This window comes from Leclercia sp. GHBNCSD (assembly GCF_055805075.1).
The window spans coordinates 2,842,573-2,869,457 of record NZ_JBQVYO010000001.1 but is presented as its reverse complement, the minus strand read 5'-3'; the positions used below and the strand labels follow the sequence as shown (position 1 = coordinate 2,869,457).

General features: G+C 57.1%; 26 protein-coding genes. 10 read left to right on the top strand and 16 right to left on the bottom strand.

Features of this window, described 5'->3' with window-relative positions:
- Positions 1-4: 4 nt before the first annotated feature.
- The 8 genes from ACT3IC_RS13890 to rppH form a co-directional block, all read right to left on the bottom strand.
- Positions 5-328, bottom strand: a complete 324-nt coding sequence (locus tag ACT3IC_RS13890) for a prepilin-type N-terminal cleavage/methylation domain-containing protein (RefSeq protein ID WP_103180961.1) — start codon at positions 326-328, stop codon at positions 5-7.
- A complete protein-coding gene (locus ACT3IC_RS13885) occupies positions 313-717 on the bottom strand; it encodes a DUF2509 family protein (protein WP_103180962.1) in 405 nt (134 codons plus the stop codon). The genes ACT3IC_RS13890 and ACT3IC_RS13885 overlap by 16 nt, the downstream gene beginning before the upstream one ends.
- Positions 714-1,277, bottom strand: a complete 564-nt coding sequence (locus ACT3IC_RS13880) for a prepilin peptidase-dependent protein (protein ID WP_103180963.1) — start codon at positions 1,275-1,277, stop codon at positions 714-716. Before ACT3IC_RS13880 ends, ACT3IC_RS13885 begins: the two co-directional genes overlap by 4 nt.
- A complete protein-coding gene (locus tag ACT3IC_RS13875; RefSeq protein WP_103180964.1) occupies positions 1,268-1,732 on the bottom strand; it encodes a prepilin peptidase-dependent protein in 465 nt (154 codons plus the stop codon). The genes ACT3IC_RS13880 and ACT3IC_RS13875 overlap by 10 nt, the downstream gene beginning before the upstream one ends.
- A gap of 183 nt (positions 1,733-1,915) precedes the next feature.
- Entirely contained in the window at positions 1,916-2,710 is a 795-nt protein-coding gene (thyA, locus tag ACT3IC_RS13870) for a thymidylate synthase (RefSeq protein ID WP_103180965.1), read from the bottom strand.
- Positions 2,711-2,716: 6 nt separating this feature from the next.
- Positions 2,717-3,589, bottom strand: a complete 873-nt coding sequence (lgt, locus tag ACT3IC_RS13865; protein WP_103180966.1) for a prolipoprotein diacylglyceryl transferase — start codon at positions 3,587-3,589, stop codon at positions 2,717-2,719.
- A 185-nt stretch (positions 3,590-3,774) separates the two neighbouring features.
- A complete protein-coding gene (gene ptsP / locus ACT3IC_RS13860) occupies positions 3,775-6,021 on the bottom strand; it encodes a phosphoenolpyruvate--protein phosphotransferase (protein WP_473477848.1) in 2,247 nt (748 codons plus the stop codon).
- 12 nt (positions 6,022-6,033) lie between these two features.
- Positions 6,034-6,564: an RNA pyrophosphohydrolase gene (gene rppH / locus ACT3IC_RS13855; protein ID WP_103180968.1), complete on the bottom strand. Its 531-nt coding sequence runs from the start codon at positions 6,562-6,564 to the stop codon at positions 6,034-6,036.
- Positions 6,565-7,248: 684 nt separating this feature from the next.
- Here rppH and mutH point away from each other — a divergent pair.
- From mutH to ACT3IC_RS13840, 3 genes are all read left to right on the top strand, one after another.
- Positions 7,249-7,941 (top strand): DNA mismatch repair endonuclease MutH, encoded by a 693-nt coding sequence (gene mutH, locus ACT3IC_RS13850; RefSeq protein WP_103822739.1) that lies wholly within the window; start codon positions 7,249-7,251, stop codon positions 7,939-7,941.
- A gap of 129 nt (positions 7,942-8,070) precedes the next feature.
- Positions 8,071-8,289: a YgdI/YgdR family lipoprotein gene (locus ACT3IC_RS13845; protein ID WP_039029896.1), complete on the top strand. Its 219-nt coding sequence runs from the start codon at positions 8,071-8,073 to the stop codon at positions 8,287-8,289.
- A gap of 116 nt (positions 8,290-8,405) precedes the next feature.
- Positions 8,406-9,446, top strand: coding sequence for an NADP(H)-dependent aldo-keto reductase (locus tag ACT3IC_RS13840; RefSeq protein WP_103180970.1), 1,041 nt, complete (start codon positions 8,406-8,408; stop codon positions 9,444-9,446).
- Between the two features lie 159 nt (positions 9,447-9,605).
- On the opposite strand, the gene lplT is transcribed toward ACT3IC_RS13840, so the two are convergent.
- Positions 9,606-10,799 carry a lysophospholipid transporter LplT gene (gene lplT / locus ACT3IC_RS13835; protein ID WP_114388371.1) on the bottom strand — a complete coding sequence of 398 codons (1,194 nt, stop codon included), beginning with the start codon at positions 10,797-10,799 and terminating at the stop codon, positions 9,606-9,608.
- Positions 10,792-12,951, bottom strand: a complete 2,160-nt coding sequence (gene aas, locus ACT3IC_RS13830; protein WP_156655184.1) for a bifunctional acyl-ACP--phospholipid O-acyltransferase/long-chain-fatty-acid--ACP ligase — start codon at positions 12,949-12,951, stop codon at positions 10,792-10,794. The genes lplT and aas overlap by 8 nt, the downstream gene beginning before the upstream one ends.
- Before the next feature lie 621 nt (positions 12,952-13,572).
- Between aas and galR the strand changes: the two genes are divergently transcribed.
- Positions 13,573-14,589 (top strand): HTH-type transcriptional regulator GalR, encoded by a 1,017-nt coding sequence (galR, locus tag ACT3IC_RS13825; protein ID WP_103180972.1) that lies wholly within the window; start codon positions 13,573-13,575, stop codon positions 14,587-14,589.
- On the opposite strand, the gene ACT3IC_RS13820 is transcribed toward galR, so the two are convergent.
- From ACT3IC_RS13820 to ACT3IC_RS13805, 4 genes are all read right to left on the bottom strand, one after another.
- Entirely contained in the window at positions 14,550-15,026 is a 477-nt protein-coding gene (locus tag ACT3IC_RS13820; RefSeq protein WP_103180973.1) for a GNAT family N-acetyltransferase, read from the bottom strand. The genes galR and ACT3IC_RS13820 overlap by 40 nt on opposite strands.
- A complete protein-coding gene (locus ACT3IC_RS13815) occupies positions 15,023-15,796 on the bottom strand; it encodes a GntR family transcriptional regulator (protein WP_473477841.1) in 774 nt (257 codons plus the stop codon). Before ACT3IC_RS13815 ends, ACT3IC_RS13820 begins: the two co-directional genes overlap by 4 nt.
- Before the next feature lie 90 nt (positions 15,797-15,886).
- Positions 15,887-17,314 (bottom strand): glycoside hydrolase family 1 protein, encoded by a 1,428-nt coding sequence (locus tag ACT3IC_RS13810; protein WP_263950294.1) that lies wholly within the window; start codon positions 17,312-17,314, stop codon positions 15,887-15,889.
- Entirely contained in the window at positions 17,311-18,648 is a 1,338-nt protein-coding gene (locus tag ACT3IC_RS13805; protein WP_103180976.1) for a PTS sugar transporter subunit IIC, read from the bottom strand. Before ACT3IC_RS13805 ends, ACT3IC_RS13810 begins: the two co-directional genes overlap by 4 nt.
- A gap of 291 nt (positions 18,649-18,939) precedes the next feature.
- Here ACT3IC_RS13805 and ACT3IC_RS13800 point away from each other — a divergent pair, with 291 nt between their 5' ends.
- Positions 18,940-19,977, top strand: a complete 1,038-nt coding sequence (locus ACT3IC_RS13800) for a LacI family DNA-binding transcriptional regulator (RefSeq protein ID WP_103176844.1) — start codon at positions 18,940-18,942, stop codon at positions 19,975-19,977.
- On the opposite strand, the gene lysA is transcribed toward ACT3IC_RS13800, so the two are convergent.
- Positions 19,947-21,209 (bottom strand): diaminopimelate decarboxylase, encoded by a 1,263-nt coding sequence (lysA, locus tag ACT3IC_RS13795; protein ID WP_159339867.1) that lies wholly within the window; start codon positions 21,207-21,209, stop codon positions 19,947-19,949. The genes ACT3IC_RS13800 and lysA overlap by 31 nt on opposite strands.
- A 119-nt stretch (positions 21,210-21,328) precedes the next feature.
- Between lysA and ACT3IC_RS13790 the strand changes: the two genes are divergently transcribed.
- Entirely contained in the window at positions 21,329-22,267 is a 939-nt protein-coding gene (locus ACT3IC_RS13790) for a LysR family transcriptional regulator (RefSeq protein ID WP_180209069.1), read from the top strand.
- Here the strand turns inward: ACT3IC_RS13790 and ACT3IC_RS13785 are convergent.
- Positions 22,254-22,946, bottom strand: a complete 693-nt coding sequence (locus ACT3IC_RS13785; protein WP_325941599.1) for an aspartate/glutamate racemase — start codon at positions 22,944-22,946, stop codon at positions 22,254-22,256. The two genes, ACT3IC_RS13790 and ACT3IC_RS13785, sit on opposite strands and share 14 nt — an antisense overlap.
- Before the next feature lie 137 nt (positions 22,947-23,083).
- On the opposite strand from ACT3IC_RS13785, the gene ACT3IC_RS13780 reads away from it, so the two are divergent.
- The 4 genes from ACT3IC_RS13780 (at position 23,084) to ACT3IC_RS13765 (ending at position 26,881) form a co-directional block, all read left to right on the top strand.
- Positions 23,084-23,407: a cupin domain-containing protein gene (locus ACT3IC_RS13780; protein WP_039029883.1), complete on the top strand. Its 324-nt coding sequence runs from the start codon at positions 23,084-23,086 to the stop codon at positions 23,405-23,407.
- A gap of 548 nt (positions 23,408-23,955) precedes the next feature.
- Positions 23,956-24,846, top strand: coding sequence for a carbohydrate ABC transporter permease (locus ACT3IC_RS13775; RefSeq protein ID WP_103176848.1), 891 nt, complete (start codon positions 23,956-23,958; stop codon positions 24,844-24,846).
- Positions 24,839-25,741 carry a carbohydrate ABC transporter permease gene (locus ACT3IC_RS13770; RefSeq protein ID WP_103176849.1) on the top strand — a complete coding sequence of 301 codons (903 nt, stop codon included), beginning with the start codon at positions 24,839-24,841 and terminating at the stop codon, positions 25,739-25,741. The genes ACT3IC_RS13775 and ACT3IC_RS13770 overlap by 8 nt, the downstream gene beginning before the upstream one ends.
- A gap of 12 nt (positions 25,742-25,753) precedes the next feature.
- Positions 25,754-26,881, top strand: a complete 1,128-nt coding sequence (locus ACT3IC_RS13765) for an ABC transporter ATP-binding protein (protein WP_159339822.1) — start codon at positions 25,754-25,756, stop codon at positions 26,879-26,881.
- Positions 26,882-26,885 lie beyond the last annotated feature (4 nt).

Below are 26,885 nucleotides of genomic sequence, written 5' to 3'. Positions count from 1 at the left end.
CCAACTACTGGCTAACCGGGCAGTGCAGGCGTGTCAGTTGACCCTGCCGACCCAGAGGAGAAATAAGTTTGACCGAGATGCTGACACATCCAGCCTGTGTTGTCTGCATCCTGTTTACCTGCCAGCCGCCAGGCGCATCCCCGGCGCTCAGCTGGGACAGCGTCTGAGCATGACGCCAGAGCTGGCGATACTGCTCAAGCGCGACAAACCGACTGGCTAAAACACGATGGTAACCTGCCAGCGCGGTGACGACCACGACCATCAGCACCATTGCCAGCAGAACCTCCACGATGCTGAACCCTTTCTGTCTGGCTACGGTGGCTGACATAACGCTCTCTCCTTCAGGGGACAAAAATCGCTCCAGCCGTGGGGCAGAAAATGTATGCCGTCTGCCTTTACCTCGCCCAGACGCCACAACGTGATGCTGTCGCTGCTGGCGATAAGCAGTGCGCGCTCCCCGGTCAGACGCAAACAGACTCGCCAGGGGTGCAGAGGATGCTGCTGGCACGCATAGTCCACCTGCGTTCGCCAGTCGAGCGTTCTTCCCCACTCCAGCGCTGACTGGGCGGCAGCCTGATGCTGTATCGCCTGGCGTTCTGCACTGACGATACGCAGCAGCGCGTCAAGCTGCTGGTTAAGTCCCGCCAGCATCAGGCTACCCAGAATTAACAGCAGGAGCACCAGCGCCAGCGATGACATTCCCCGCTCGCGGCTCATAAATTAAACCCGGTAACGATGTGGCGCACCTCAACGCCGCCATCATGCTCTCCGTTGACGGCGGCCGCCAGCATCAGACTCAGCTCCGGCGCAAAGTCTGCGCGGGCAATGCGCTGCACCTGAAAACGCAGGACCGTGATCCGGTCGGGATCGGTTATTCTCTCCCACCCCTTGCCGCCACACTCTGTCGCGCCGCGCACTGTTTCCAGCGCACCGCCGTTCAGGCGAAACCCGGTCTGTTCCGCCGCAGCAGGCGGGGAGGTTTCCCAGCGGCCATTGCTGTTTTCGTCCCACTGCACAATGACACATTCACCACCCTGCCCCACTTTTAACGCCTCGCCAGTGCACTCGCCCGCGCAATACCCCGCCCGCTGCAGATGTTTACCGATAGTGGTTATGCGTAGCCAAAGCTCTTCTTCAAGCTCCTGCTGTTTCGTGAGCCGCGTGACTGACTGCTGGAGCGCGGGCAAAAACCGCGCTGCGCTTAACAGCAGCACGCTGCTTATCGCCATCGCGATCAGCACTTCCGTGAGGGAAAATCCCCGCTGCTTTACCGGCATGCGAACGCTCCCTTGCCGTTACACATCCGGATACGTCCCCACGAAGAGATGAGAATAAGCCACTCGCCGGCCTGGCTTTGCAGACGCACCCTTCCGGCCCAGGCGGTATCCCGCAAACCGTAAAATCCCAACCCCGGCGTTAACTCGGTAAGGCTGATATCCGCCCACTGCGGGATTAGCACAAAGGCGCTCTCCGCCTCACACGCAGGAATCCCCGTCTTTAACAGGCACCACCGCTTGCCGTCCTGTTTGAGTGTGATGATATGGTCGCGGTTATTTCGCCAGGCATCATTGCGTAGCACCACCAGAAAATCGCGCACCTGGCGCGCCGTCTGCCATAGCTGCTGTTGCTGCTGCCAGGATCGCCAGCCGTACAGCCCCGCAGCGCTCAGCGTCATGATGAGCGAGAGGGCGATCAGCATTTCCATGAGGGTGAACCCCTTTTCCTTTTTCATGGCGGTAGTGTGCCGGGAGGGAAGAAACAGGTCGAGGCGGCGTTAAGCGAATTACGAGGCGCTTTCCGCGCTTTATGAGGGATTGCAGCTCGTTGCAATTCTCGCGGACGCAGGCTCGCAAAAGGCGACGACAGGCATAAAAAAACCGGCGCAGAGTGCGCCGGTTGTGTCAGGATTGCAGCATCAGACCGCTACAGGCGCTTTGATCCCCGGGTGCGGGTCGTAGCCTTCGATTTCGAAATCTTCAAAGCGATAGTCGAAAATGGAGTCCGGCTTACGTTTGATAATCAGCTTCGGCAGCGCGCGCGGCTCGCGGGTCAGCTGCAGATGGGTCTGCTCCATATGGTTGCTGTAGAGGTGGGTATCCCCCCCGGTCCAGACAAAATCACCCACTTCCAGGTCGCACTGCTGGGCCATCATATGCACCAGCAGCGCATAGCTGGCGATGTTGAACGGCAGGCCGAGGAAGACATCGCAGGAGCGCTGATAGAGCTGGCAGGAGAGCTTGCCATCCGCGACATAGAACTGGAAGAAGGCATGGCACGGAGCCAGGGCCATTTTATCCAGTTCGCCCACGTTCCAGGCCGACACAATGATACGGCGTGAATCGGGATCGTTTTTCAGCTGGTTCATCACGGTGGTGATCTGGTCAATGTGGCGGCCATCCGGCGTCGGCCAGGCGCGCCACTGCTTGCCATATACCGGGCCCAGATCGCCGTTCTCGTCTGCCCATTCGTCCCAGATAGAGACATTGTTCTCGCGCAGGTAAGCGATGTTGGTGTCGCCCTGCAGGAACCAGAGCAGCTCGTGAATAATTGAGCGTAAGTGGCAGCGCTTGGTTGTCACCAGCGGAAAGCCTTCCTGCAGGTTGAAGCGCATCTGGTGCCCAAAAATGGAGAGGGTACCGGTGCCGGTACGATCGTTTTTTGGCGTGCCCTCATCGAGCACTTTTTGCATCAGTTCAAGATACTGTTTCATGATTCCTCAGGAGACCTGTTGCTGTGGACGACGGTACGCCCAGACCATCATCGCGATACCCGCGACGATCATCGGAATGGAGAGGATCTGCCCCATGCTGATGTACTGGACCCATGTCCCGGTAAACTGCGCATCCGGCTGGCGGAAGAATTCCACGATAATGCGGAACGCGCCATAACCGATCAGGAACAGGCCAGATACAGAGCCCGTCGGGCGCGGTTTACGGATGAAGAGGTTCAGAATGATAAACAGCACCACCCCTTCCAGCGCCATTTCATACAGCTGCGACATATGGCGCGGCAGGACGCCGTAGGTATCGAAAATCGATTGCCATTCCGGATGCGACGGCAGCAGGGCCATATCTTCGGCACGGGACTGCGGGAACAGCATGGTAAACGGCACGCTCGGGTCGACACGGCCCCACAACTCGCCGTTGATAAAGTTACCGAGACGGCCTGCACCCAGACCGAACGGGATCAGCGGGGCAATAAAGTCAGAGACCTGGAAGAAGCTGCGTTTGGTGCGCTTCGCGAAAATGACCATCACCAGAATGACGCCAATCAGGCCACCGTGGAAGGACATGCCGCCATCCCAGACGCGGAACAGGTAGAGCGGATCGTTCAGGAAGACCGGGAAGTTGTAAAAGAGCACATAGCCGATACGTCCACCGAGGAAAACGCCGAGGAAACCGGCATACAGCAGGTTTTCCACTTCGTCTTTGGTCCAGCCGCTGCCCGGGCGTTTGGCGCGACGGCCAGCCAGCCACATGGCAAAGACGAAACCGACCAGATACATCAATCCGTACCAGTGCAGCGCGACGGGTCCTACTGAGAAAATGACCGGATCAAACTCCGGAAAATGCAGATAGCCACTGTTCATCTGTCACCACAAGATGTTGTTATTCCGCTGAAAGTGGACAGCGGTAGAGAAGCGCGCAGAGGAGTACCCTGCGCTCCAAAGTTGCGAATCATAGCACAAGCAAGCGTAGAGGTTGCGCCAGAGATGTAAAAGATGTGTATAGGGGTTTGTATCCCCCGGCGCAGACGCTGAGGGATACCTGGTGCCTAACGTCCGCCGCGGATCAGCCCGCCCATGCCGCGACGCTCCATAAAGGCCGCCACCTGATGCCGCACCTCCGTTGCCAGCTGGGCTTCAAGGCTGCGTTTCGCCAGCTGCTGAGCCTCTTCAAAGTCGATATGACGCAGCAGATACTTCACGCGGGCAACGGAACGTCCGTTCATGGACAAGTGGCGGAAGCCGAGACCAATCAGGATCGCTACACACATTGAGTCGCCCGCCATCTCGCCGCATAAACGCAGATCAATACCGTTGGCTTCCGCCTCGCGGGCAATCATTGCCAGCGCGCGCAGCATCGCTGGATGCAGGCTGTCGTAGATGCTCGCCACCCGGGTGTTATTGCGATCCACCGCCAGCATGTACTGGGTCAGGTCGTTGGTGCCCACCGAAACAAAGTCGACGCGCGTGGCCAGCTGCGGGAGCATAAAGACCATCGACGGGACTTCCAGCATCACGCCAATTCGCGGCTTCGGTATTTCGTAGCCGATCATCTCTTCGACTTCGCGTCCGGCGCGCTCAATAAGGCGTCGGGCTTCGTCGATCTCATCAATGCTGGTGACCATCGGCAGCAAAATACTGAGGTTGCCGGTCGCCGCATTGGCACGCATCATGGCGCGCACCTGGATCAAAAAGATCTCCGGCTGATCGAGAGTAATGCGGATCCCGCGCCAGCCCAGGCAGGGATTCTCTTCGCTGATGGGCATATAGGGCAGTTGCTTATCTGCGCCAATGTCCAGCGTACGTAGCGTCACCGGCTTGTCGTTGAACATCTGCAGCATGCCCTGATACTGCGCTACCTGCTCCTCCTCAGAGGGGAAGCCGCTTTGCAGCATGAACGGGATTTCGGTGCGGTAGAGACCAATACCATCAATACGGCTGCCGAGCTTCTCTTCATGTTCCGGGCTTAACCCGGCATTGAGCATTACCTTGATGCGCTCACCGCTTTTCAGCGCCGCGGGCTGGTTGACGTCATCTTCCGCCAGACGGCTCAGCTCGTTCTCTTCGCTGATAAGCCGCTGATATTCCTGCAACAGCACCGGTTCAGGATCGACCAGCAGCTCGCCGCGATAACCGTCCACCACCAGCGTTCGGCGGTGCAGCGCAGAGGGCTGAATATCGGCCCCCATTACGGTCGGGATCCCGAGCGCCCGCACCATAATGGCGGCATGGGAGTTGGCGGCGCCGTCGCGGACCACGATCCCGGCCAGTCTGTCCTGCGGCAACTCCGCGAGCGTGGTGGCGGAAAGCTCATCCGCAACCAGTACAAAGCGCGGCGGCCAGGTATTGGCAGCCTGAATGGTATCATCGAGATGGAACAGCAGACGCTGACCTAAGGTACGCAGATCCCCGGCACGCTCTTTCAGATAGCCATCGGTCAGGGCGGCAAACTGTTCGGCGAATTTTTCGACGACCTTTTTGACGGCCCACTCCGCCACCGAGCCCCTGTCGACCTCATCAAACAGCTCCCGACGCAGCCGGGCATCAGACAACAGGTGTGAATAAAGATCGAAGATCGCCGCCGTCTCTTTTTGCGCACCTGCGGCATAGCGCTTGCTGTAGCGGCGAAACTCGTTGGCAGCCTCCTCCAGCGCGCCGGTCAGACGTTCGCGCTCAAGGGCGGTGTCCAGCGTGGAGGCTTCGTAAACCTGCTCCATGAGCGGCAGCGTGGCGTCCATCCAGCCTTCGGCGATCGCGACGCCGGGTGAGGCCGGCAAGGCGCGAATGCGCGTCTGCCGGTACTGACCAAACAGTGCCGCGAGCTGGGACTGGGAGAGAATAGCCGCCATTTGCGTGGCCAGCGTAACGAGGAATGACTCCTCGCTTTCGTCGTACTGACGCAGTTCGCGCTGCTGCACAACCAGCACGCCCAGCAGCTGGCGACGCTGGATGATCGGTACGCCCAGGAAGGCGCGAAAACGCTCCTCTTTTACGGAGGGGATATATTTGAAGCTGGGGTGTTTTTGCGCATCGGCAAGGTTGATGGGTTCGGCCAGACGCCCGACCAGACCCACAACGCCCTCATCAAACGCCAGCGCAACGGTGCGACCACGCGGTTTTTTCAATCCGCGCGTGGCCATAAGGTAGTAACACCTGCGGTCGTGGTCGGCCAGATAGACCGAACAGACCTCGGTTTCCATCGCAAGGCAGATATCAGTGACCAGAATATCCAGCGCCTCGTTGAGCCGTGGGGCACTGGCCACCTTCTCGACTATTTCGCGCAGGCGGGTGAGCATAATGTGCGTAGCTTAACCTCTTTTACGTCGCCAGGCAGGTGCGCTCTGGGGCTTAGGAGGAACCTCCTGAAGCATCATTACGGCACTTGCGAACTCTTTCATCACCCTGCGGTAAACATCGCGCTTAAACGACACGACCTGCCGAACGGGATACCAGTAGCTGACCCAGCGCCAGCCATCAAACTCAGGCGTGCTGCTGGTTTGCATATTGATATCCGCATCGCTGCTCACCAATTGCAGAAGAAACCATTTCTGTTTCTGGCCGATACATACCGGCTTTGTGTCCCAACGCACCAAACGCTTCGGTAACTTGTAACGCAACCAGTTGCGGGTCGAAGCCAGAATGCGAACATCCTTGCGGCTTAAGCCAACTTCTTCGAACAGCTCCCGATACATCGCTTGCTCTGCGGACTCTCCAGGGTTAATCCCCCCTTGGGGAAATTGCCAGGAGTGCTGACCATATCGCCGGGCCCACATGACCTGCCCCTGGCGATTACAAATTACGATACCTACATTCGGGCGGTAGCCATCGTCATCAATCACCGGACTACCCCAAACTAAACCTTATATATAAATGATTGTTTCACACTCCAGTGAGGCGGTAAACCACTCTCTTTCGGGCCTGGAGCCGAATAACATTTGAATAACTCACAATTATCATCGGAGTTATAAACAGATGACCGCCCGGAAGGGCAATTTTATACACTTTTTCTGTGGATAGAGTTGTGAAGAAGTATGGAATTACCGATGGACAACCCAGATCACTCTGAATATTGCAGAGATTGACATTTTTTACAACTCTCTATTTTTCATTAGCTTAAACGAGATTATCTGTGAAATGCACAGCATTGTGTGATGCAGGTCACCTGAAAGATCGTTGTGCTGATGAAAGATCGAGCAACGTCGGTTTTATCCACAGATTGTGCCAATAAGTTAGGCACATTTTGTCTGAATTTTCGATTTTCGTCGCGCGTCAAGGCTGTAAATGGAAACAGTAGTGGGGGTTATTCCCAGTTATCCCATTTTTCTGTGGATAACTGGGTGTAAGATCCTGTTTATTGTCAGTGACCAGATTTGGACAACCTGGATAACCGACCGGCAGCACAGTAGAAAGTGGCCATAAAAATACATATAAATCATTAACCTGGCACATGCAAAAAGAAAAAGATAAACTCTCTCAGTGCGGTGGAAAACTGCTGTTCATTTTTTAACCAAAAGGCAATTATCATGCTTCCCCTCGCTCCCCTCTCTTCGCCTCCTGCTACAGAAGCGGTGTTACTGCAACAAGCGCAGCGTCTGGCGGGCTATTCGCTGGGTGAACTCGCTGCCCTGGCAGGCCTGCCCATTCCGCCCGATCTTAAGCGCGATAAAGGCTGGACAGGCGTTCTGCTGGAGCTGTGGCTGGGTGCCAGCGCGGGCAGTAAGCCTGAACAGGATTTTGCCGCCCTGGGGGTAGAGCTCAAGACCATCCCCATCGACAGCGCAGGCCGCCCCCTGGAGACGACGTTTGTCTGCGTGGCGCCGCTAACCGGCAATACGGGGATCACATGGGAGAGCAGTCACGTGCGGCATAAGCTGAAACGCGTGCTGTGGATCCCGGTTGAGGGGGATCGCGCGATCCCGCTGGCCGCCCGTCGCGTGGGAGCCCCGCTGATCTGGAGCCCGAACGAAGAAGAAGATCGTCAGCTGCGTCTGGACTGGGAGGAGTTGATGGACATGATCGTCCTGGGTCAGGTTGAGCGCATCACTGCCCGCCACGGCGAGGTGCTCCAGCTACGGCCAAAAGCCGCAAACAGTAAAGCGCTCACCGAAGCCATCGGCGCACGCGGCGAACCGATCCTCACCCTGCCCCGGGGCTTTTATCTGAAAAAAAACTTCACGGGCGCGTTGCTGGCACGTCACTTTCTTTTGAATACCTGACTTTTTAGCCAGAATGTTGCTTTTTATCACATATTTCCCTGTTTTTTCAGAATTGACCACTTTCAGAAAAACAACGGCAGAGTTATTACTACACTGATAACTAACACGAGCCAGGCGGAGGTAACAAGAATGAAGAAATGGGCAGTGATAATCTCGGCAGTTGGTTTAGCGTTTGCCGTTTCTGGTTGTAGCAGCGACTACGTCATGGCGACCAAAGATGGTCGTATGATTCTGACCGACGGCAAACCCGAAGTCGACGATGATACCGGGCTGGTCAGCTACCGCGATCAGCAGGGTAACAATATGCAGATTAACCGCGACGAAGTTTCACAGATTATAGAAAGATAATAGTAAAGGTCAGCGGCTTGCTGGCCTTTTGATTTTTCTCTTCCCCTCTGTCATGTTTATAGTCCTTTGTCGGGAGTTTCCTGACGCAGATAACATGTCAAATAAGGAAGCCGGCTATGCATTATCACCGTATCCCCCATAGCGCTCTTGAGATAAGCCAACTGGGGTTGGGCACGATGACATTTGGTGAACAAAATAGCGAAGCCGATGCCCATGCACAACTCGATTACGCCGTCAGCCAGGGCATTAACCTGATTGATGTCGCGGAAATGTACCCGGTGCCGCCGCGTCCTGAAACACAGGGCTTAACTGAAACCTACGTCGGCAACTGGCTGGCAAAGCGCGGTAATCGCGAAAAGCTGATTGTCGCCTCCAAGGTCAGCGGTCCCTCCCGCAATAACGATAGCGGCATTCGCCCGAATCAGGTCCTCGATCGTAAAAACATCCGCGCCGCGCTGGACGCCAGCCTGACGCGTCTGCAGACCGATTATCTCGATCTCTATCAGGTTCACTGGCCGCAGCGCGCAACAAACTGCTTTGGCAAACTGGGCTATAGCTGGAGCGACAGTGCGCCCGTTGTCACGCTGCTGGAAACCCTGGAAGCGTTAACCGAGTGCCAGCGCGCAGGCAAAATCCGCTACATTGGCGTCTCTAACGAAACGGCGTTCGGCGTGATGCGTTATCTGCACCTGGCAGACAAGCACGACCTGCCGCGTATCGTGACCATTCAGAACCCATACAGCCTGCTGAACCGCAGCTACGAAGTGGGTCTGGCGGAAGTGAGCCAGTATGAAGGCGTTGAGCTGCTGGCGTACTCCTGCCTGGGCTTTGGTACGCTGACCGGTAAGTATCTTAACGGCGCAAAACCGGCGGGAGCGCGTAATACCCTGTTCAGCCGCTTTACCCGGTACAGCGGCGAGCAGACGCAAAAAGCGGTAGCGGCCTATGTCGATATCGCCAGACGTCACGGGCTCGATCCGGCGCAGATGGCGCTGGCCTTTGTGCGCCGTCAGCCGTTTGTGGCCAGCACCCTGCTGGGCGCGACCACCATGGAGCAGCTGAAAACGAATATCGAAAGCTTCCATCTGGAGTTGAGCGAAGAGGTGTTAGCGGAGATTGAGGCGGTGCATCAGGTATATACCTATCCGGCACCGTAATAAACGCAAAAAGGCAACGACAGTTGCCTTTTTAGTTTCACAGGTCGGGTAAGGCGAAGCCGCCATTCGACAAGTCGCTCCGGTGTCGCATGGTTGCCCGGCGGCGCTTCGCTTGCCGGGCCTACAAGGACAAAGGCGGATTTCGTAGCCGCCACCACATCACCGCCGACGCTGCCACACCCACAGCGCCGCTATCGCCACCGCAAACAGCCCGCCAAACCCGACGCCAATGCCCACCACAGGTACGCCCACCTTCACCGCCAGCGAGTAAAGGCCGAGCATCAGCAGCATGGCGGCGTTTTCGCCGAGATTCTGCACCGCGATGGCATTTCCCGCGCCGACGGTATGCTTCCCGCGCTCCTGGAGCAGCGCGTTCAGCGGCACCACAAAGAAGCCACCGCAGATCCCCATCAGGAAGAGCAGCGCATAGGAAGGCAACAGCGCATGTTGCAGGGCGAAGATCAACACCACCAGACCGATCAGGACCCCGGCAGGCATGCAGCGGGCAACGGTTTGCAGCGTAACCAGCTTCGCCGCGGCCCCCGCGCCCAGCACGATCCCCACCGCTACCATGGCGTTGAGATAGGTCGGCGTGGCGTTATCGGTGATGCCCAGCGCCGTCGGCACCCAGAGCACCAGCAGGAAGCGCAGCGTCACCCCTGCACCCCAGAACATGCTGGTGCCCATTAGCGAGAAACGGGTTTCGCCGTTACGCCACAGCACGCGACAGGCGTTAAAGAAGCTGGCGGTCATCGGCGTAAAGCGCCAGGACTGCCCCGGACGCGCCGCCGGCAGTTTCGGGATAAACAGGTTGGCAATCACCGCCCCGCCATACACCACGGCACAAACCCCCAGCGCCGCCAGCACGTGCCAGTCGGCCAGTACGCCACCGGCTACCGAGCCCAGCAGGATCGCCGCAATGGTGGAGGCCTCCATCAGCCCGTTGGCTTTCACCAGCTTATCGCCAGTGGTGAGTTCACCGAGAATGCCATATTTAGCCGGGGAGTAGGCTGCCGCCCCGACGCCCACCAGCGTATAGCCTACAAACGGATTGACGCCAAAGCAGATACTCGCCGCTCCCAGCAGTTTCAGGCTGTTGGCAAACATCATCACCCGCCCTTTGGCGAAGCTGTCCGCCACCTGGCCGACAAAAGGGGCAAAAATGATGTAAGCGCCCACAAACACCATCTGCAGGATCGGCTGGCTCCAGTCCGGGTAAAACTGGGATTTGAGCAGCGCCAGAGTGGCAAACAGCAGTGCGTTATCACCAAAGGCAGAGAGAAACTGGGCGGCGATAACCGCCATCATCCCTTTCGACCAGATGGATGTGTTAGTGGGTACTGACTCACTCATCATGCGGCTCCGCCTGTTCAACCATGCCTTTCAGGGTGACAAAATCCGGCTTACCACTGCCCAGCACCGGAAGTTGCTTGAGATAACGAATATCACGCGGCACGGCCAGCTCAGGGATGCCATGTTCGCGCGCCTGTTGCAGAAGTCGCTCGCGTTTCAGCTCGCTGTCGGTAGTAAAGAGCACCAGGGCTTCACCTTTACTGGCGTCGGCCTTCACCGCGGTGGCGTGCATTTTGTCAGGGGATACCCCCAGCGCCAGCTGCTCCACCATCTCCAGCGAGACCATTTCACCGGCGATTTTGGCGAAGCGCTTCGCCCGCCCCTGGATCTGCACGTAGCCCTGGTCATCGAAGCGCACGATATCGCCGGTGTCGTACCAGCCGGTCTCCACCTCGCCGTTGGCGTTTTCAGCCGTTGGCGCTTCCAGCACGCCCGGATTTTCGACCCGCAGATAGCCGTTCATGATGTTCGGCCCTTTCAGCTGCAGACGTCCGCCCTCTTCAATGCCCGGCACAGCAAGCAGACGGGCATCCATTCCCGGCAGAATGCGTCCTACCGTTCCCGGTTTGGCCGCCATCGGCACGTTAATAGAGACCACCGGCGCGCACTCTGTGACGCCGTAGCCCTCCAGAATGCGCAGGCCAAATTTATCCTGCCACAGCTGGCGGGTGCTCTCCTGCAATTTTTCCGCTCCGGCTACCACGTAGCGCACGCGATGGAAATCATACGGATTGGCAAAGCGGGCGTAGTTGCCGAGGAAGGTCGAGGTGCCGAAGATCACCGTACAGTTACGGTCATAGGTCAGTTCCGGTACGATGCGATAGTGCAGCGGGCTCGGGTAGAGGAACACTTCGGCACCGGTCAGCAGCGGCGTAAACAGTCCCACCGTCAGGCCAAAGGAGTGAAACAGCGGCAGCGCCGACATAAAGCGATCCCGGGCGGTAAAGTCGGCGATGGTCTTTATCTGCTCGACGTTAGCCAGCAGGCTTTTATGGCTATGAACCACCCCTTTCGGGTTCCCCTCCGAGCCGGAGGTAAAGAGGATCACGGCGGCATCTTCCGGCTGCTGTTTTACCTGCGCCAGGTGCGGCATCAGCAGGTGAGCAAAGATCCACAGCTTATCGCCGAGGGTGACTTCCGCCTTAAGATCTTCCAGAAAGACCCAGCGTACCTGAGTAAGCTGCTCCGGCAGATGCCAGAGTTTGCCTTTATCAAGAAACGTGCGTGAGGTGAAGACGGTGTTGATCTGCGCGGCGGTGAAAGCGCTGCTGAGCCCTTTCACCCCTGCGGTGTAGTTGAGCATGGCCGGGACACGGCCACGGGAGACGGCGCCAAAGATCACCGCCGCGCTGATCCCGGCGTTCGGCAGCATCAGGCCAATCTTCTCCCCTTGCTGGCTGTATTTCTCAAGAATTCGGCCGACAAACAGCGTCTTGGTCAGCAGCTTGCGATAAGTATCAGGCGCAAAATTAATGTCATCGATACAGTTTTTCTTCGCGCCATAACGGTACATCGCCGTCAGCAGCGACTCATACAGCGTTTCACGCGGACGCACCGCCATCCGGGCTTCCATCATGATCTGATGCAGCATCTCCCCGGCGATCTTACGTCGGTCGCGGGCGCGGGATGCATCGGGCATCGGCAAGGTGGTTGGCGGCAGCAGATGCAGGGTAATACGCGGGAACAGGCGCTGCTTCACCAGCCCTTTCAGGCGGCTGAAAAAGGTGAGTTCTGCGCCTTCAATGCGCACCGGCACCACCGTCGCGCCCGATTTCGCTGCCACAAAGCCCGCGCCGTCATAAATTTTCATCAGCGAGCCGGTGATGGAGATGCGCCCTTCCGGAAAGATCACCACCGGGCGTCCCTGCCCGATCAGTCGCACCAGATGTTTGATCATCATCGGTTTGGTGGGATCGAGCGGAACGAACTCAATCACGCTCGACAGCCAGCGCATATACCACTGCTGGCTGATGGAGGTGTAGACCGCAAAGACCGGGCGCACAGGTAAAAACAGCGCCAGCAGAATGCCGTCAATAAAAGAGACATGATTGGGGGTAATAATAACGCGTTCTGCGTGCAGAGCCTGGGTGTCGCCAGTCAGACGGACGCGAAAGAGGATACGAAACAGCGTGCGGAAAAACCCAAATAACATTTCAACTCCCTTTGCCTTTCAATTAGCCGGGTTACGGTAAATTGTGGCAGATTACACGAGAAGTGCGGTGGGAGCGACAACCGGATAGAGACAAAAAAAAACCTGCGCATCTGCGCAGGTTGGTGCAAGAGATGAGTACGCAGTACGTACTAAGAATTCTCACCAATCAATACCTCTGGGATCTTGATTGTGGCGCCGGGCAATCCACTTCACCAGCGCAAAAAAGCAAGGGAATGAGCCGAAGTGCAACCAGGTGTGAATTTTATCGATAGCTGTTACATGTTGAACAACAAGCAAAAAAAACCTGCGTAAGAACGCAGGCTGGTGTAAAGCGTGTCAGTTAACCCGGGGTCAACTTCACCTATCAATACCTCTGGGATCTCAAATGTAGCAACGCGGCCCAAACCCCTGCCAGCAGACAATCGCAACAGCCTGAGGCAAAGTGTAACCAAAGATTCAAATTCACCCTCTTCTGTCACGCTTCGCTGTGTAACGATTACACCGTTTCCGCCAGCGTTTCTCACCTTTGTGAATTGCCTCACCGCCCTGCGCTTGAATACACCTCACTTTTCCGCAACACTATTGAGTGTGTAAACGCTTACCCTAACAAGAAGGTAGAGAATGGCGACAATAAAGGATGTGGCCCGACTGGCGGGTGTTTCCGTCGCCACGGTTTCACGTGTGATCAACAACTCCCCAAAAGCCAGTGAAACCTCCCGCCAGGCCGTGCTGACTGCCATGGAATCCCTGAACTATCACCCCAACGCCAACGCCCGCGCGCTGGCTCAGCAGTCCACCGATACCGTCGGGCTGGTGGTGGGCGATGTCTCCGATCCCTTTTTCGGCGCGATGGTCAAAGCTGTCGAGCAGGTCGCCTACCAGACCGGCAACTTTCTGCTGATCGGCAATGGCTACCACAACGAGCAGAAAGAGCGTCAGGCGATTGAGCAGCTGATCCGCCATCGCTGCGCGGCGCTGGTGGTGCATGCCAAAAAGCTGCCGGATGAGGAGCTGGTGCATCTGATGAAGCAGATCCCCGGCATGGTGATTGTGAACCGCATTATTCCCGGCTATGAGCAGCGCTGCGTGGCGCTGGACGATCGCTACGGCGCCTGGCTTGCCACCCGCCACCTGATCCAGCAGGGGCATACCCGTATCGGCTATCTTTGCTCCAACCACCCCATCTCCGACGCCGAAGATCGGCTGCAGGGTTATTACGATGCGCTACGCGAGAACGACCTGCCCTGCAACGATCGCCTGGTCACTTATGGTGAACCTGATGAGCGCGGCGGCGAGCAGGCGATGACCGAGCTGCTGGGACGCGGGCGTAACTTTACGGCGATCGCCTGTTACAACGACTCGATGGCCGCCGGGGCGATGGGGGTGCTGAACGATAACGGCATTGACGTGCCGGGAGATATTTCGCTGATTGGCTTCGATGACATTCTGATCTCCCGCTATGTGCGACCGCGCCTGACCACGGTGCGCTACCCTATCGTCACCATGGCGACGCAGGCGGCGGAGTTGGCGCTGTCACTGGCGGATAAACGCCAGCCGCCGGAGATCACCCACCTGTTTAGCCCGACGCTGGTGCGCCGTCACTCCGTTGTGCCGCCGGCAGAGTCCGCCAGCGAGTAGCGGTAGAGGTGGACGGTTTTGTCCGGGTATTCCAGTCCGTCGCCGATATAGTGCCAGCCGTAGCGCTCATAAAAATCGCGGCAGGCAGACCAGAGATGCAGTTCGCTAAAGCCGCTCTCTGCGGCGTAGCGCTGAACATGCTGCTGTAATTTCCCCGCCAGTCCCTGTCCGCGCGCCGCGTCGTCCACATACAGCGCCGCCAGCCAGGGATGGAGATCCTGACGGGTAATCAGGTCGCAGCGCCATAACCCCACCGTGCCGAGCAGGCGTTTCCCTTCGGTAGCAATAAAGGTGAGCGGCAGCGCGCCGGGGGTCTGGCTGTGGGTCACGACGCTTGTAAAAAACGTCCGAGGCACACCGTCGCCAAAGGCCTGCCACAGCCAGTCAATCACCTGCTCCGCATGTTGCGGAGCCGCGTACAGCGGTTGAATAATCACATCAGTTTCCCCTGAAAAAGGGAAACCGAATCAAACAGATAGCCGTCAAAGTCCGGGGCATCCTCGTCGGAGAGTTCCAGCAGGCTCTTTTTGACATTTTCCAGATGCTGAAACATGGCCTGCCAGGCGCCCATGACGTCGCGACGGCGCAGGGCGGCGAGGATGGTTTGTCTGTCGCCCAGCCACTTCAGGCGATACGCCCGACTGGCGATATGGGCGTTGAACTGTTGCCAGAGCGGGCTACTGTCCATGTGATGCCAGATGCTTTCGACGGTGCCCAGCAGCATCTGATTCTGCGTTGCCCCCGCCAGCACCAGATGGAACATCTTGTTGTTGTCCTGGCTGTTATCGTTGGCGGCGATCGCCCGCTGCTCTTGCTCGATGATGCGGCGCAGGTTATCGATGTCCGCCCGGGTCGCCATCTTCGCAGCAAAGGCGGCAATGTTACTCTCAAGCAGCTGGCGCGCCTGCAAAATCTCGAACGGGCCGACGTCGCTGTGAAAGAAGCGCTCTTCCTCGTTCTCATGCTCTTCAGGAATGCGCATCACGTAGACGCCGGAACCCTGACGAATATCCACGGTGCCCTGTAGCTCCAGCATCAGCAGCGCCTCCCGCACGATGGTACGGCTGACGCCGTAGGTTTCCGCAATGTTGCGCTCCGGCGGCAGACGTGAGCCCACGGGATAGTGCCCCTGGACGATCTGGGCGCGTAAATCCTCGCCAATCTCCTGGTACTGCTTCTTTTCCGCCGGGACGACAGCCTTATCCACGTTATCACCTGTACTGAGAGTTAATGCGCGGGCCGGGCAGCTTCCCGGCCAGTTTGTGCCCTATGTTACCAGAAGCGTCGCACTCTTCGCCTACTTCCATTCATCATCAATGGTCAGGGTCAGCACGCGCTTATCGCGCAGTTGCCGGAACCAGCTGGCCGATTTTTTTGGGCGTCGGGCGCGGTTGTCCGCCAGATCGATCTCAATCAGGCCGTAGCGGTTCTTAAAGGCGTTCATCGGCGAGACGTTATCGGTGAAGGCCCACAGCATGTAGCCGTGGCAGTTGGCTCCCTCCTCCCGCGCCAGCAGCGTGTAATAAAGGTGCTCGCTGATGAAGTTGATGCGGTAGCTGTCCTCGATGATGCCATCGCGGTTACGGTACTGGCCTTCGTTTTCCACCCCCATCCCGCTTTCGGCCACGAACCAGTCGATATTGCGGTAGTCGTTTTTGATGCGCATCGCCATGTCGTAGATGATGCGCGGGGCGATCTCCCAGCCGCGGGAGGGGTTCATCCTTCGCCCCGGCAGGTCAAACGGCTCGTAGTAGTATGCCGGATGGAACGGCGTCTCGGGGTGCCAGGCCCGGGACGGCGCCTTCACCCGGTGCGGGTAATAGAGATTGATCCCCAGCTCATCGACGGTGTTCTCCGCAATAAGAGCCAGTTCGTCGTCGTTGTACTCCCACCGCACCTGGTGTTTTTCCAGCAGGGTGAAGAGTTCCTGGGGATAACGCCCATGCACCAGCGGATCGAGGAATACCCGGTTGTAAAACAGATCGTAGATCTCCGCGGCCTTGATGTCGTGGGCGGCCCGGGAGCGGGGATAAGTCACTTCCGGGTTGAGGATACAGCCTACGCTGCCGCTGTAGCCTTTTTCGCGGAACAGCTTCACCACTTTCGCCGTCGCCAGCACTTTGTGGTGGTTCCACTGCATCCAGGTATGGGTGTTCTGCTCATAGGGCCAGCGCAGGGCGTCGAGGTATACCCGGGTCTGCACCACTATCGGCTCGTTGAAGGTAAACCAGCGCTTCACCACATGGTGATAGCGGGCAAAGACCTGTTCAGCATAGCGGGTGAACAGCTCGACCACATGCTTCGACGCCCAACCGCCGTAGGTTTCCAGCAGCGTACCCGGCAGCTCGTAGTGTTCAAGGCAGATCATCGGCTCAATGCCCTGACGATGCATCTCGGCAAACAGGGCGTCGTAATACGCAGCGTACTCCTCGTCCACCGTGGCGTTTTCGTAGTCGGTAAGAAAACGCGACCAGTTGATGGAGGTGCGGTAGTGGGTCAGCCCGGCCTGCTTCATCAGCGCCACATCTTCCCGGAAGCGGTTAATAAAGTCGGTCGCCACCGCTGGGCCGTAGCCGTTGTGCCACACCTGACGATCGTTTTTGTACCAGAGATCGATCCAGGAATCCTGCCCGGCTTTTTTGCCGCTCCAGCCCTCGGTTTGCCAGGCGGAGGCCGCGGCCCCAAGGATAAACCCCTCGGGGATAGTCATCTGTTTAATGCTCATGCGTTATTCGTCGCCTCCTGGTTCGCGGCCTGTTGCGCGGCCTGCTCTGCCCGGCGGGAGGCGATCTTCACAAACGGCAGATAGATCAGCACGGCGGTGATAATACAGACCAGTTGGGTTACGACCGCGCCCATCGACCCGGCGGTAGAGAGCCAGGCGTTGATCAGCGGCGGCGTGGTCCAGGGCACCATCACCACCGCTTTGCCGGCAAAACCAGTGACGGTGGCAAAGTAGCCGATAGTGCCGGTCACCAGCGGGGTGATGATGAACGGGATCGCCAGAATCGGGTTGAGCATGATTGGCATACCGAAGATCACCGGCTCGTTAATGTTAAAGATCCCCGGGCCGATGGAGAGCTTGGCGATCTCCTTCATCTCTTTGCGTTTGGTGCCGATCATCACCGCGATGAGCAGGCCGATGGTCAGACCCGAGCCGCCGATACTCATATAGACATCCCAGAACGGCATGGTGATGATGTTCGGGATCTCTTTGCCCTGCTCAAAGGCGCTCATGTTGACGGTGATCGCCCCCAGCAGCAGCGGCTCGCGGATCGGCTTGATCATCTGATTGCCGTGGATCCCTATCACCCAGAAGAGCTGGGCCACGAACATCAACAGCAGGATCCCCGGCAGGCTTTGCACCACCCGCTCAAGCGGCTGTTGCACCACCTGGTATACCGCATCGTAGAGGTACATGCCGGTGAGCTGATGGAAGACAAAGCCGAAGGTGGCGATGGTGGTGGTGGTGATGATCGCCGGGATCAGGGCCGAGAACGAGGCCGAGACGTTTGGCGGCACGGTGTCCGGCATCCTGATTTTCAATCCCGGACGCCCCTCCAGCCAGCAGTAGATCTCCACCGACAGGATGGCGATAAACATGCCGAGGAAGAGGCTACGGGTATCCGAGAACTGGCGCAGGAGCACATCTTTTACCATGTGCATTTCGCCATCGACCATCATCTCAACGGTAGTCGGAGTGACGCAGATAAAGCAGATCACCGCCAGCAGCCCCGGGAACAACGACTTAATACCGTTGATGCGCCCCAGCTCAATGCCGATCAGGAACACGGCCCCGATATTGAGGAAGTTGAGCGTGGCGTAGTTCAGGGCGCTGGTGATCGGTTTCAGCGTGGCGAGAAACGAAAGCGACTGAAAGCTGGCTAAGCCGTTTTTCGGATCCAGCACCATGTTGGATATCAGCACCGAAAATGCGCCAACAATGATGACCGGCATCAGGGTGATGAAGGCGGACTTTATCGCCATGATATAGCGATAACTGTTGAACTTCGTGGCGAAACTGCCCAGAGAGTTGATCAGTTTTTCCTGTAATGCCATGGGGTAATACCTCAGTAAAAGGGCCTTTATTGGGATTTAGGTGTTCAGCCGGCTTCTATTGGCATACCAAAAATAGCTTCTGGTGAAGATTTGTTCTGTGATTAAGCTCCCAACGCCGCCAGAGGTATCCCGGAGTATGAATTATCACCACTTTGGTATGCCACTTGTCGTTACTCCCTCATCTGTTGCCAGAAAGCGTGATCGTGGTGGGGGTTTCACCCTCCCGCCCGGCTTATGCCCCTGAACGTCTGTGATAAACTTCCGTGCATAACGTGGAAGCAGGAATAACGAATGGCAACAATGCTGGATGTCTCACTGCGTGCGGGCGTGTCGAAAGCCACCGTGTCGCGCGTACTGAACGGCACAGGTCAGGTAAAAGAGAGCACCCGTCAGCAGGTTTTTAACGCGATGGAAGAGCTGGGCTATCGCCCCAATTTCCTGGCGCGATCGCTGGCGAACCGGACCAGCAACAGCATTGGTCTGGTGGTCTCAACCTTTGACGGTTTTTACTTTGGTCGTCTGCTGCAACAGGCCTCAAGACAGACCGAAACGCACGGGAAGCAGCTGATTGTCACCGACGGTCACGACACCCCGGAGCGGGAAGAGGAAGCGGTGCAGATGCTGGCCGATCGCCAGTGCGATGCCATCGTGCTCTACACCCGCTACATGAGCGAAAAAGCGATCATGAAGCTCATCAACAGCGTGCAGATGCCGCTTATTGTGATCAACCGTGACGTCAGCCAGGCGCGGGAGCGCTGCGTTTTCTTCGAGCAGCAGGAGGCGGCCTTCAACGCGGTGGAGTACCTGATAAGCCAGGGGCACCGGGAGATCGCCTGCATAACCGTGCCGATCCACACCCCTACCGGCAAGGCGCGGCTGACGGGCTATCGCAAGGCGCTGGAGAAGCACCGTATTCCCTGGGATGAGAGCCGGGTGAAGTATGGCGATTCGGGGATGACGCGCGGATACGAGCTGTGTCAGGAGCTGCTGAATGAGAAGGTGGTGTTCAGCGCCCTGTTTGCCTGTAACGACGATATGGCGCTGGGCTCGTCGAAGGCGCTGCACCAGGCCGGGCTGCGCATTCCAGAGGATGTGTCGTTGTTCGGCTTCGATGACGCACCGTGTGCGAAGTGGCTGGAGCCGGGGCTTTCTACCGTCTACCTGCCCATCGACAACATGATCACTACCGCTATCGATCAGGCCATCCGGCTGGTCAAAAACGAGCCGATCGAAGCGATCCCGCCCTTCACCGGCACGCTGGTGTTACGCGATTCGGTGGCGACGGGACCCTGGTGCGATCAGAACAGTTCGAGGGCGAGCAGTTCCTGAATGGTCTGGCGGCGGCGGATCAGGCGCGCCGCGCCCTTATCGAACAGCACTTCCGGCAGTAGCGGGCGGCTGTTGTAGTTAGATGACATAGACGCGCCATATGCACCGGTATCGTGCAGCACCAGATAATCCCCCGGCACGACCGGCGGCAGCGCGCGGGTTTCCACTTTTCCGCCCTCCAGCTGGGTAAACACATCTCCGGATTCGCACAGCGGCCCGGCCACCACCGTCTCCACGAGATTGGCCTGAGATAAGTCGCGGCCATCGGCAGCCAGCGCCGAAATGTGATGATAGCTGCCGTACATGGCCGGGCGCATCAGATCGTTGAAGCCTGCGTCAATCAGTACGAAATGACGGCTACCCATCGCCTTCACGCTGCGTACCTGCGACACCAGAACGCCCGACTCGGCGACAAGGAAACGCCCCGGCTCGATCTCAAGTTTTACCGCGTGGCCCAGATGCGCGGCGATTTTATCCCGCGCGCCATTCCAGAGGCCGTAGTAGTGATCGGTATCGATCGCCTCTTCCCCTTCGCGATAGGGGATCGACAGCCCGCCGCCCGCAGAGATCGCCTCCAGATTCTGACCAAACTCAATCACCTGGCGCACCATGGCGCCGCACACCTGCTCGAGATGGCCGTAGTCCACGCCGGAGCCGATATGCATATGAATGCCCACCAGCTTCAGGTTATAGCGTTGCAGTACGGTCAGTGCCGCAGGGAGATCGCTGTACCAGATGCCATGTTTGCTGTTTTCGCCGCCGGTGTTGGTCTTCTGGCTGTGGCCGTGACCAAAGCCCGGGTTAACCCGCAGCCAGACGCGGTGGCCCGGCGACACCTGACCGAGCTGCTCCAGCATGTCCACGGAACCGGCATTGACCGGGATCTGCAGCTCATGCACCCGGGCAAGCGTGGCGCTGTCGATCAGATCAGCGGTAAAGACAATCGCATCGCTGTCGATCTTCGGATCGTAGCCCGCCGCCAGCGCACGCTCGATTTCACCCAGCGACACGGAGTCGACCTTGACGCCCTGCTCGCGCATCAGGCGCAGAATATGGATGTTGGAGCAGGCTTTCTGGGCAAAGCGCACCACGTCGAACTGATGCAGGGCGGCAATTTTGTCGCGAATGATCTGCGCGTCGTAGACCCAGACAGGGCAGCCAAACTCGGCGGGCAGGCGCAGCAAATTGTCGGCATTGAGATCGGTATCGGTGTTGTTCAGCGGGCGTGGCATGGTGCTCTCCGGGAATACGTTTTTTATGATTACGCCACAGCGCGAAGAGAATAAAAAATATCGTTTTATCGCCACTCTATGCAAAAATGATATGGATTATATTCAACCAGGTTGCTGCCATGCCCGCTGTGAATTTACGCCATATTGAGATTTTCCACGCGGTGATGACCGCCGGGAACCTGACCGAAGCCGCGCGTCTGCTGCACACCTCGCAGCCGACGGTGAGCCGCGAGCTGGCGCGCTTTGAGAAGGTGATCGGCCTGACGCTGTTCGAGCGCACCCGCGGGCGGCTACACCCTACGGTGCAGGGGCTGCGGCTCTTCGAAGAGGTGCAGCGATCCTGGTACGGGCTGGACCGCATCGTCAGCGCCGCCGACAGCCTGCGCGAGTTTCGCCAGGGCGAGCTCTCCGTCGTCTGCCTGCCGGTCTTCTCCCAGTCGTTTTTACCCGCCCTGCTACAGCCGTTTCTTGCCCGCTACCCGGACGTGAACCTGACCATCGTGCCCCAGGAGTCGCCCCTGCTGGAGGAGTGGCTCTCGGCCCAGCGCCACGATCTTGGTCTGACTGAAACCCTCGCCACCCCAGCGGGCACCGCGCGTCACGAGCTGCTGTCATTAGATGAGGTATGCGTCCTGCCCGCCAGCCATCCCCTTGGTGCAAAAGCGGTGCTGACGCCGGGTGATTTCCAGGGCGAGAACTACATCAGCCTGTCGCGCACCGACAGTTACCGGCAGCTGTTGGACCAGCTTTTTGCCGAACATCAGGTGAAGCGACGCATGGTGGTGGAGACGCACAGCGCGGCCTCCATCTGTGCAATGGTGCGCGCGGGGGTGGGGATTTCGGTGGTCAATCCGCTGACGGCGCTGGATTATGCCGACAGCGGGATTGTTATTCGCCGCTTCAGTCTCTCGGTGCCGTTTACGGTGAGCCTGATCCGCCCGCTGCACCGCCCGGCTTCGGCGCTGGTGGACGCCTTCAGCGCGCATCTGCAGCAGGGGCTGGGGGCGATCACCGGCCCGCTGGAAGAGCTTTTAGCCTCGCCCGTTACGAGAGCATAAATTCCACCGCATCGGCGGCGTGGATCGCGGCGGTATCAAACACCGGGATCGGGCTATTATCCGCCGGGATCAGCAGGCCAATCTCGGTGCAGCCAAAGATCACCCCCTGCGCCCCGCGATCGGCGAGCTTGCGGATCACGCTGAGATAGTACTGGCGTGACGTCTCGCTAAAGGTGCCGAGACACAGCTCTTCAAAGATGATCTGATTGATCCGGGCCCGGTCCGCCTCGTCCGGGATCAGGCTCTCGATGCCGTACTGCGCCGTCAGCCGCCCGCGGTAAAAATCCTGCTCCATGGTATAGCGCGTACCCAGCAGCGCCACGCGGTTCATGCCCGCCGCGGTAATCGCCCGCCCGGTAGCATCGGCGATATGCAGAAACGGCAGGGAACAGCGGGTTTCAATCTGCTCAGCGACTTTGTGCATGGTGTTGGTGCAGAGCAAAATGGCCTGCGCCCCGGCACCCTGCAAGCCCAGTGCTGCCTCTGCCAGGATCTCTCCCGCCTTTTCCCAGTCGCCGCTGGACTGGCAGGCTTCGATTTCATGAAAATCAACGCTGTGCAGCAGCAGGCTGGCCGAGTGTAATCCCCCCAGGCGCTGTTTTACCCCTTCGTTGATCAGACGATAATAGGGAATGGTAGACTCCCAGCTCATTCCTCCTAACAGGCCAATGGTTTTCATCTTGCTCTCCTTTCCGGTTTCAACCAGTGAAGCAAACTTGTGATCGAGTTTCCAGTTCTCTGGTTCAACATTTCCTTTTAGCTGGCTCTGGGATAAATTAAATGAAACGATGTTTCACTATATAACAGGACATGAGCATGTTTATTTTCCACAAAGAGACACAGCTTGAAGATCTGGGTAATGGCGTGACGCGCCGTATTCTGGCGCACGACGGCAAAATGATGGCGGTAGAGGTCAATTTTGAGCAAGGCGCCGTTGGCCCAATGCATAACCATCCCCACGAGCAGCTGACCTATGTTTTATCCGGTGAGTTCGAATTTACCATCGGCGAAGAAAAGCATGTGGTGACCGCCGGGGATACCCTTTATAAACAGCCGCATATTATGCACGGCTGCGTTTGCCTGAAACCGGGTACGCTGCTGGATACCTTCACGCCGGTTCGTGAAGACTTCCTCAAATAAAGTAATAAGGCGATGCGCGGGCATCGCCCTTTTTTTGCTTAAGTGCAATTCGCTTTATTTTCGCGAAAAATCATTCAACAAGTTAATTATATCCTCGCTACCTTCAGGCCTGCGTTACATTTTTGCTACAAATATTAGTAGTTTGTATCTGCCATCAATAATTCCCAGAATAGCTGAGTAAAGTCTTCCGTTTAGCCGATCCTTTACCCTCATTTTTTCGCGCCTACCGATAAAAATGCCACCCATCTCACCTTATTGAAACGCTGTTTCGACCTTGATCACATTTCCACTATTTATCGAATGACGTGGATTTAAATCACAATAAAATAAATTAAAACGACGTTTTACAAATTGAAAACGGTGGTTCATAAGTTTTAAAAAATTGCTTAGCGGGCAGGACAGGCCCGGCATTACCAGCACTCACAAACAGGTAAAAGGAGATACCGCCGTGAAATTTCGCACCAGACGCATTCCGCTGTTCGCTTGCTGTTAAGCGGGCAGAGCCGGGCAGATTCCGTTTTAAACCATTAATTACCAGGTAGGTATGTATGAATGAAAACAAGATGCTGGGGCTAGCCTGGATATCACCCTACATAATTGGGTTGATACTCTTCACTGCCTTCCCCTTTGTCTCATCTTTCTTCCTCAGTTTTACTGAGTACGATTTGATGAGCCCGCCCGTATTTAACGGCGTAGAAAACTATCGCTACATGTTTACGGAAGATACCCTCTTCTGGAAATCCATGGGCGTGACCTTTGCCTACGTATTTTTGACTATCCCGTTAAAGCTGGCCTTTGCGCTGGGTATTGCGTTTGTTCTGAACTTTAAACTGCGCGGCATCGGCTTCTTCCGTACCGCTTATTATATTCCGTCTATTCTCGGCAGCTCCGTTGCGATTGCCGTTCTGTGGCGTGCGCTGTTCGCGATTGATGGCCTGCTGAACAGCTTCATTGGCGTATTTGGTTTTGACCCGGTGAACTGGCTGGGCGAACCCTCACTGGCGCTGATGTCCGTGACCCTGCTGCGCGTCTGGCAGTTCGGCTCTGCCATGGTGATCTTCCTGGCTGCCCTGCAGAACGTGCCGCAGTCGCAGTACGAAGCGGCGATGATTGACGGTGCTTCCAAATGGCAGATGTTCATGAAAGTGACCGTGCCGCTGATCACGCCGGTTATCTTCTTCAACTTCATCATGCAGACCACCCAGGCGTTCCAGGAATTTACCGGTCCGTATGTTATTACCGGCGGTGGACCAACCTACTCCACCTACCTGTTCTCACTCTACATCTACGATACCGCATTTAAGTACTTTGACATGGGTTACGGCGCTGCGCTGGCCTGGATCCTGTTCCTGGTGGTCGCTGTCTTTGCCGCTATCGCCTTTAAGTCTTCGAAATACTGGGTCTTCTACTCCGCCGATAAAGGAGGCAAAAATGGCTGATATTCAACAACTCTCCACGGCGAGAAGCATCGCAGAGCGTGAAGTGGCGCGTACTCAGCGTCGTGAAAAAATTAGCGCCACCATTCGCTATGTGATCCTGCTGTTTGTTGGCCTGCTGATGCTCTATCCGCTGGTGTGGATGTTCTCGGCGTCGTTCAAACCGAACCACGAGATCTTCACCACCCTCAGTCTGTGGCCCGCACACGCCACCTGGGACGGCTTTGTAAACGGCTGGAAAACCGGTACCGAGTACAACTTCGGCCATTACATGCTGAACACCTTTAAGTATGTAATCCCGAAAGTGATCCTGACCATTATCTCCTCCACCATCGTGGCGTACGGCTTTGCCCGCTTCGAGATCCCGTGGAAGAAGTTCTGGTTCGCGACGCTGATTACCACCATGTTGCTGCCAAGCACCGTACTGTTGATCCCGCAGTACCTGATGTTCCGTGAAATGGGCATGCTGAACAGCTATATGCCGCTCTACCTGCCGCTGGCCTTCGCCACGCAAGGGTTCTTCGTCTTCATGCTGATCCAGTTCCTGCGCGGCGTACCGCGTGACATGGAAGAGGCGGCACAGATTGACGGCTGTAACTCCATTCAGGTGCTCTGGTACGTGGTGGTACCGATCCTGAAGCCAGCCATCATCTCCGTGGCGCTGTTCCAGTTCATGTGGTCAATGAACGACTTTATCGGGCCGCTGATTTATGTCTACAGCGTGGATAAATACCCGATTGCACTGGCTCTGAAAATGTCCATCGACGTCACCGAAGGGGCGCCGTGGAACGAAATTCTGGCAATGGCGAGCATCTCCATCCTGCCATCCATCATTGTCTTCTTCCTGGCACAGCGCTACTTCGTACAGGGCGTAACCAGCAGCGGAATTAAAGGTTAAGAGGGAAATATCATGGCTGAAGTTATTTTCAACAAACTGGAAAAGGTCTACTCCAACGGCTTCAAAGCGGTACATGCTATCGACCTTTCAATCGCTGAAGGTGAGTTCATGGTCATCGTCGGCCCTTCCGGCTGCGCGAAGTCCACTACCCTGCGTATGCTGGCCGGTCTGGAGACCATCAGCGGCGGTGAAGTGCGTATCGGCGATAAAATCGTTAACAACCTCGCGCCAAAAGAGCGCGGGATTGCGATGGTGTTCCAGAACTATGCGCTCTACCCACACATGACCGTGCGGGAAAACCTCGCCTTCGGCCTGAAGCTGAGCAAGCTGCCTAAAGCGCAGATTGAGGCCCAGGTGAACGAAGCGGCAAAAATCCTTGAGCTGGAAGAGCTGCTCGACCGCCTGCCGCGTCAGCTTTCGGGCGGTCAGGCGCAGCGTGTGGCCGTCGGCCGCGCGATTGTGAAAAAGCCAGACGTGTTCCTGTTCGACGAACCGCTCTCCAACCTCGACGCCAAACTGCGTGCCTCGATGCGTATCCGTATTTCGGATCTGCACAAGCAGCTGAAGGCCTCCGGCAAACCGGCGACCACCGTCTACGTGACGCACGACCAGACCGAAGCGATGACCATGGGCGACCGCATCTGCGTGATGAAGCTCGGCCACATCATGCAGGTAGATACCCCGGACAACCTGTATCACAAACCGAAAAACATGTTCGTCGCGGGCTTTATCGGCTCACCGGAGATGAACATCCGCGCCAGCAAGCTGGTGCAACAGGAGGGTCAACTCTCCCTGACCATCGGCAACCAGACCATGCCGTTAAGCCCAGAGCTGAAAGAGAAAGTGGCCGGTCACGCGGATAAGGAGATTTTCTACGGCATTCGCCCTGATTTTGTCTCTATCTCCGATGAGCCGTTCGCTGAAGGTTGCTGCACCGGTGAGATGGTCCGCGCCGAAAATATGGGCCATGAATTCTTTGTTTACCTGAAAGTTGGCGAGTACGAACTGACAGCCCGAATTCCTTCCGATGAAGCTAAACCCATGATCAACAAGGGCCTTCACCGTAAGGTTTACTTTAAGTTTGATATGAATAAGTGTCATATTTTTGACGCAAAAACTGAACAGAACATCTCTCTTTAATGGA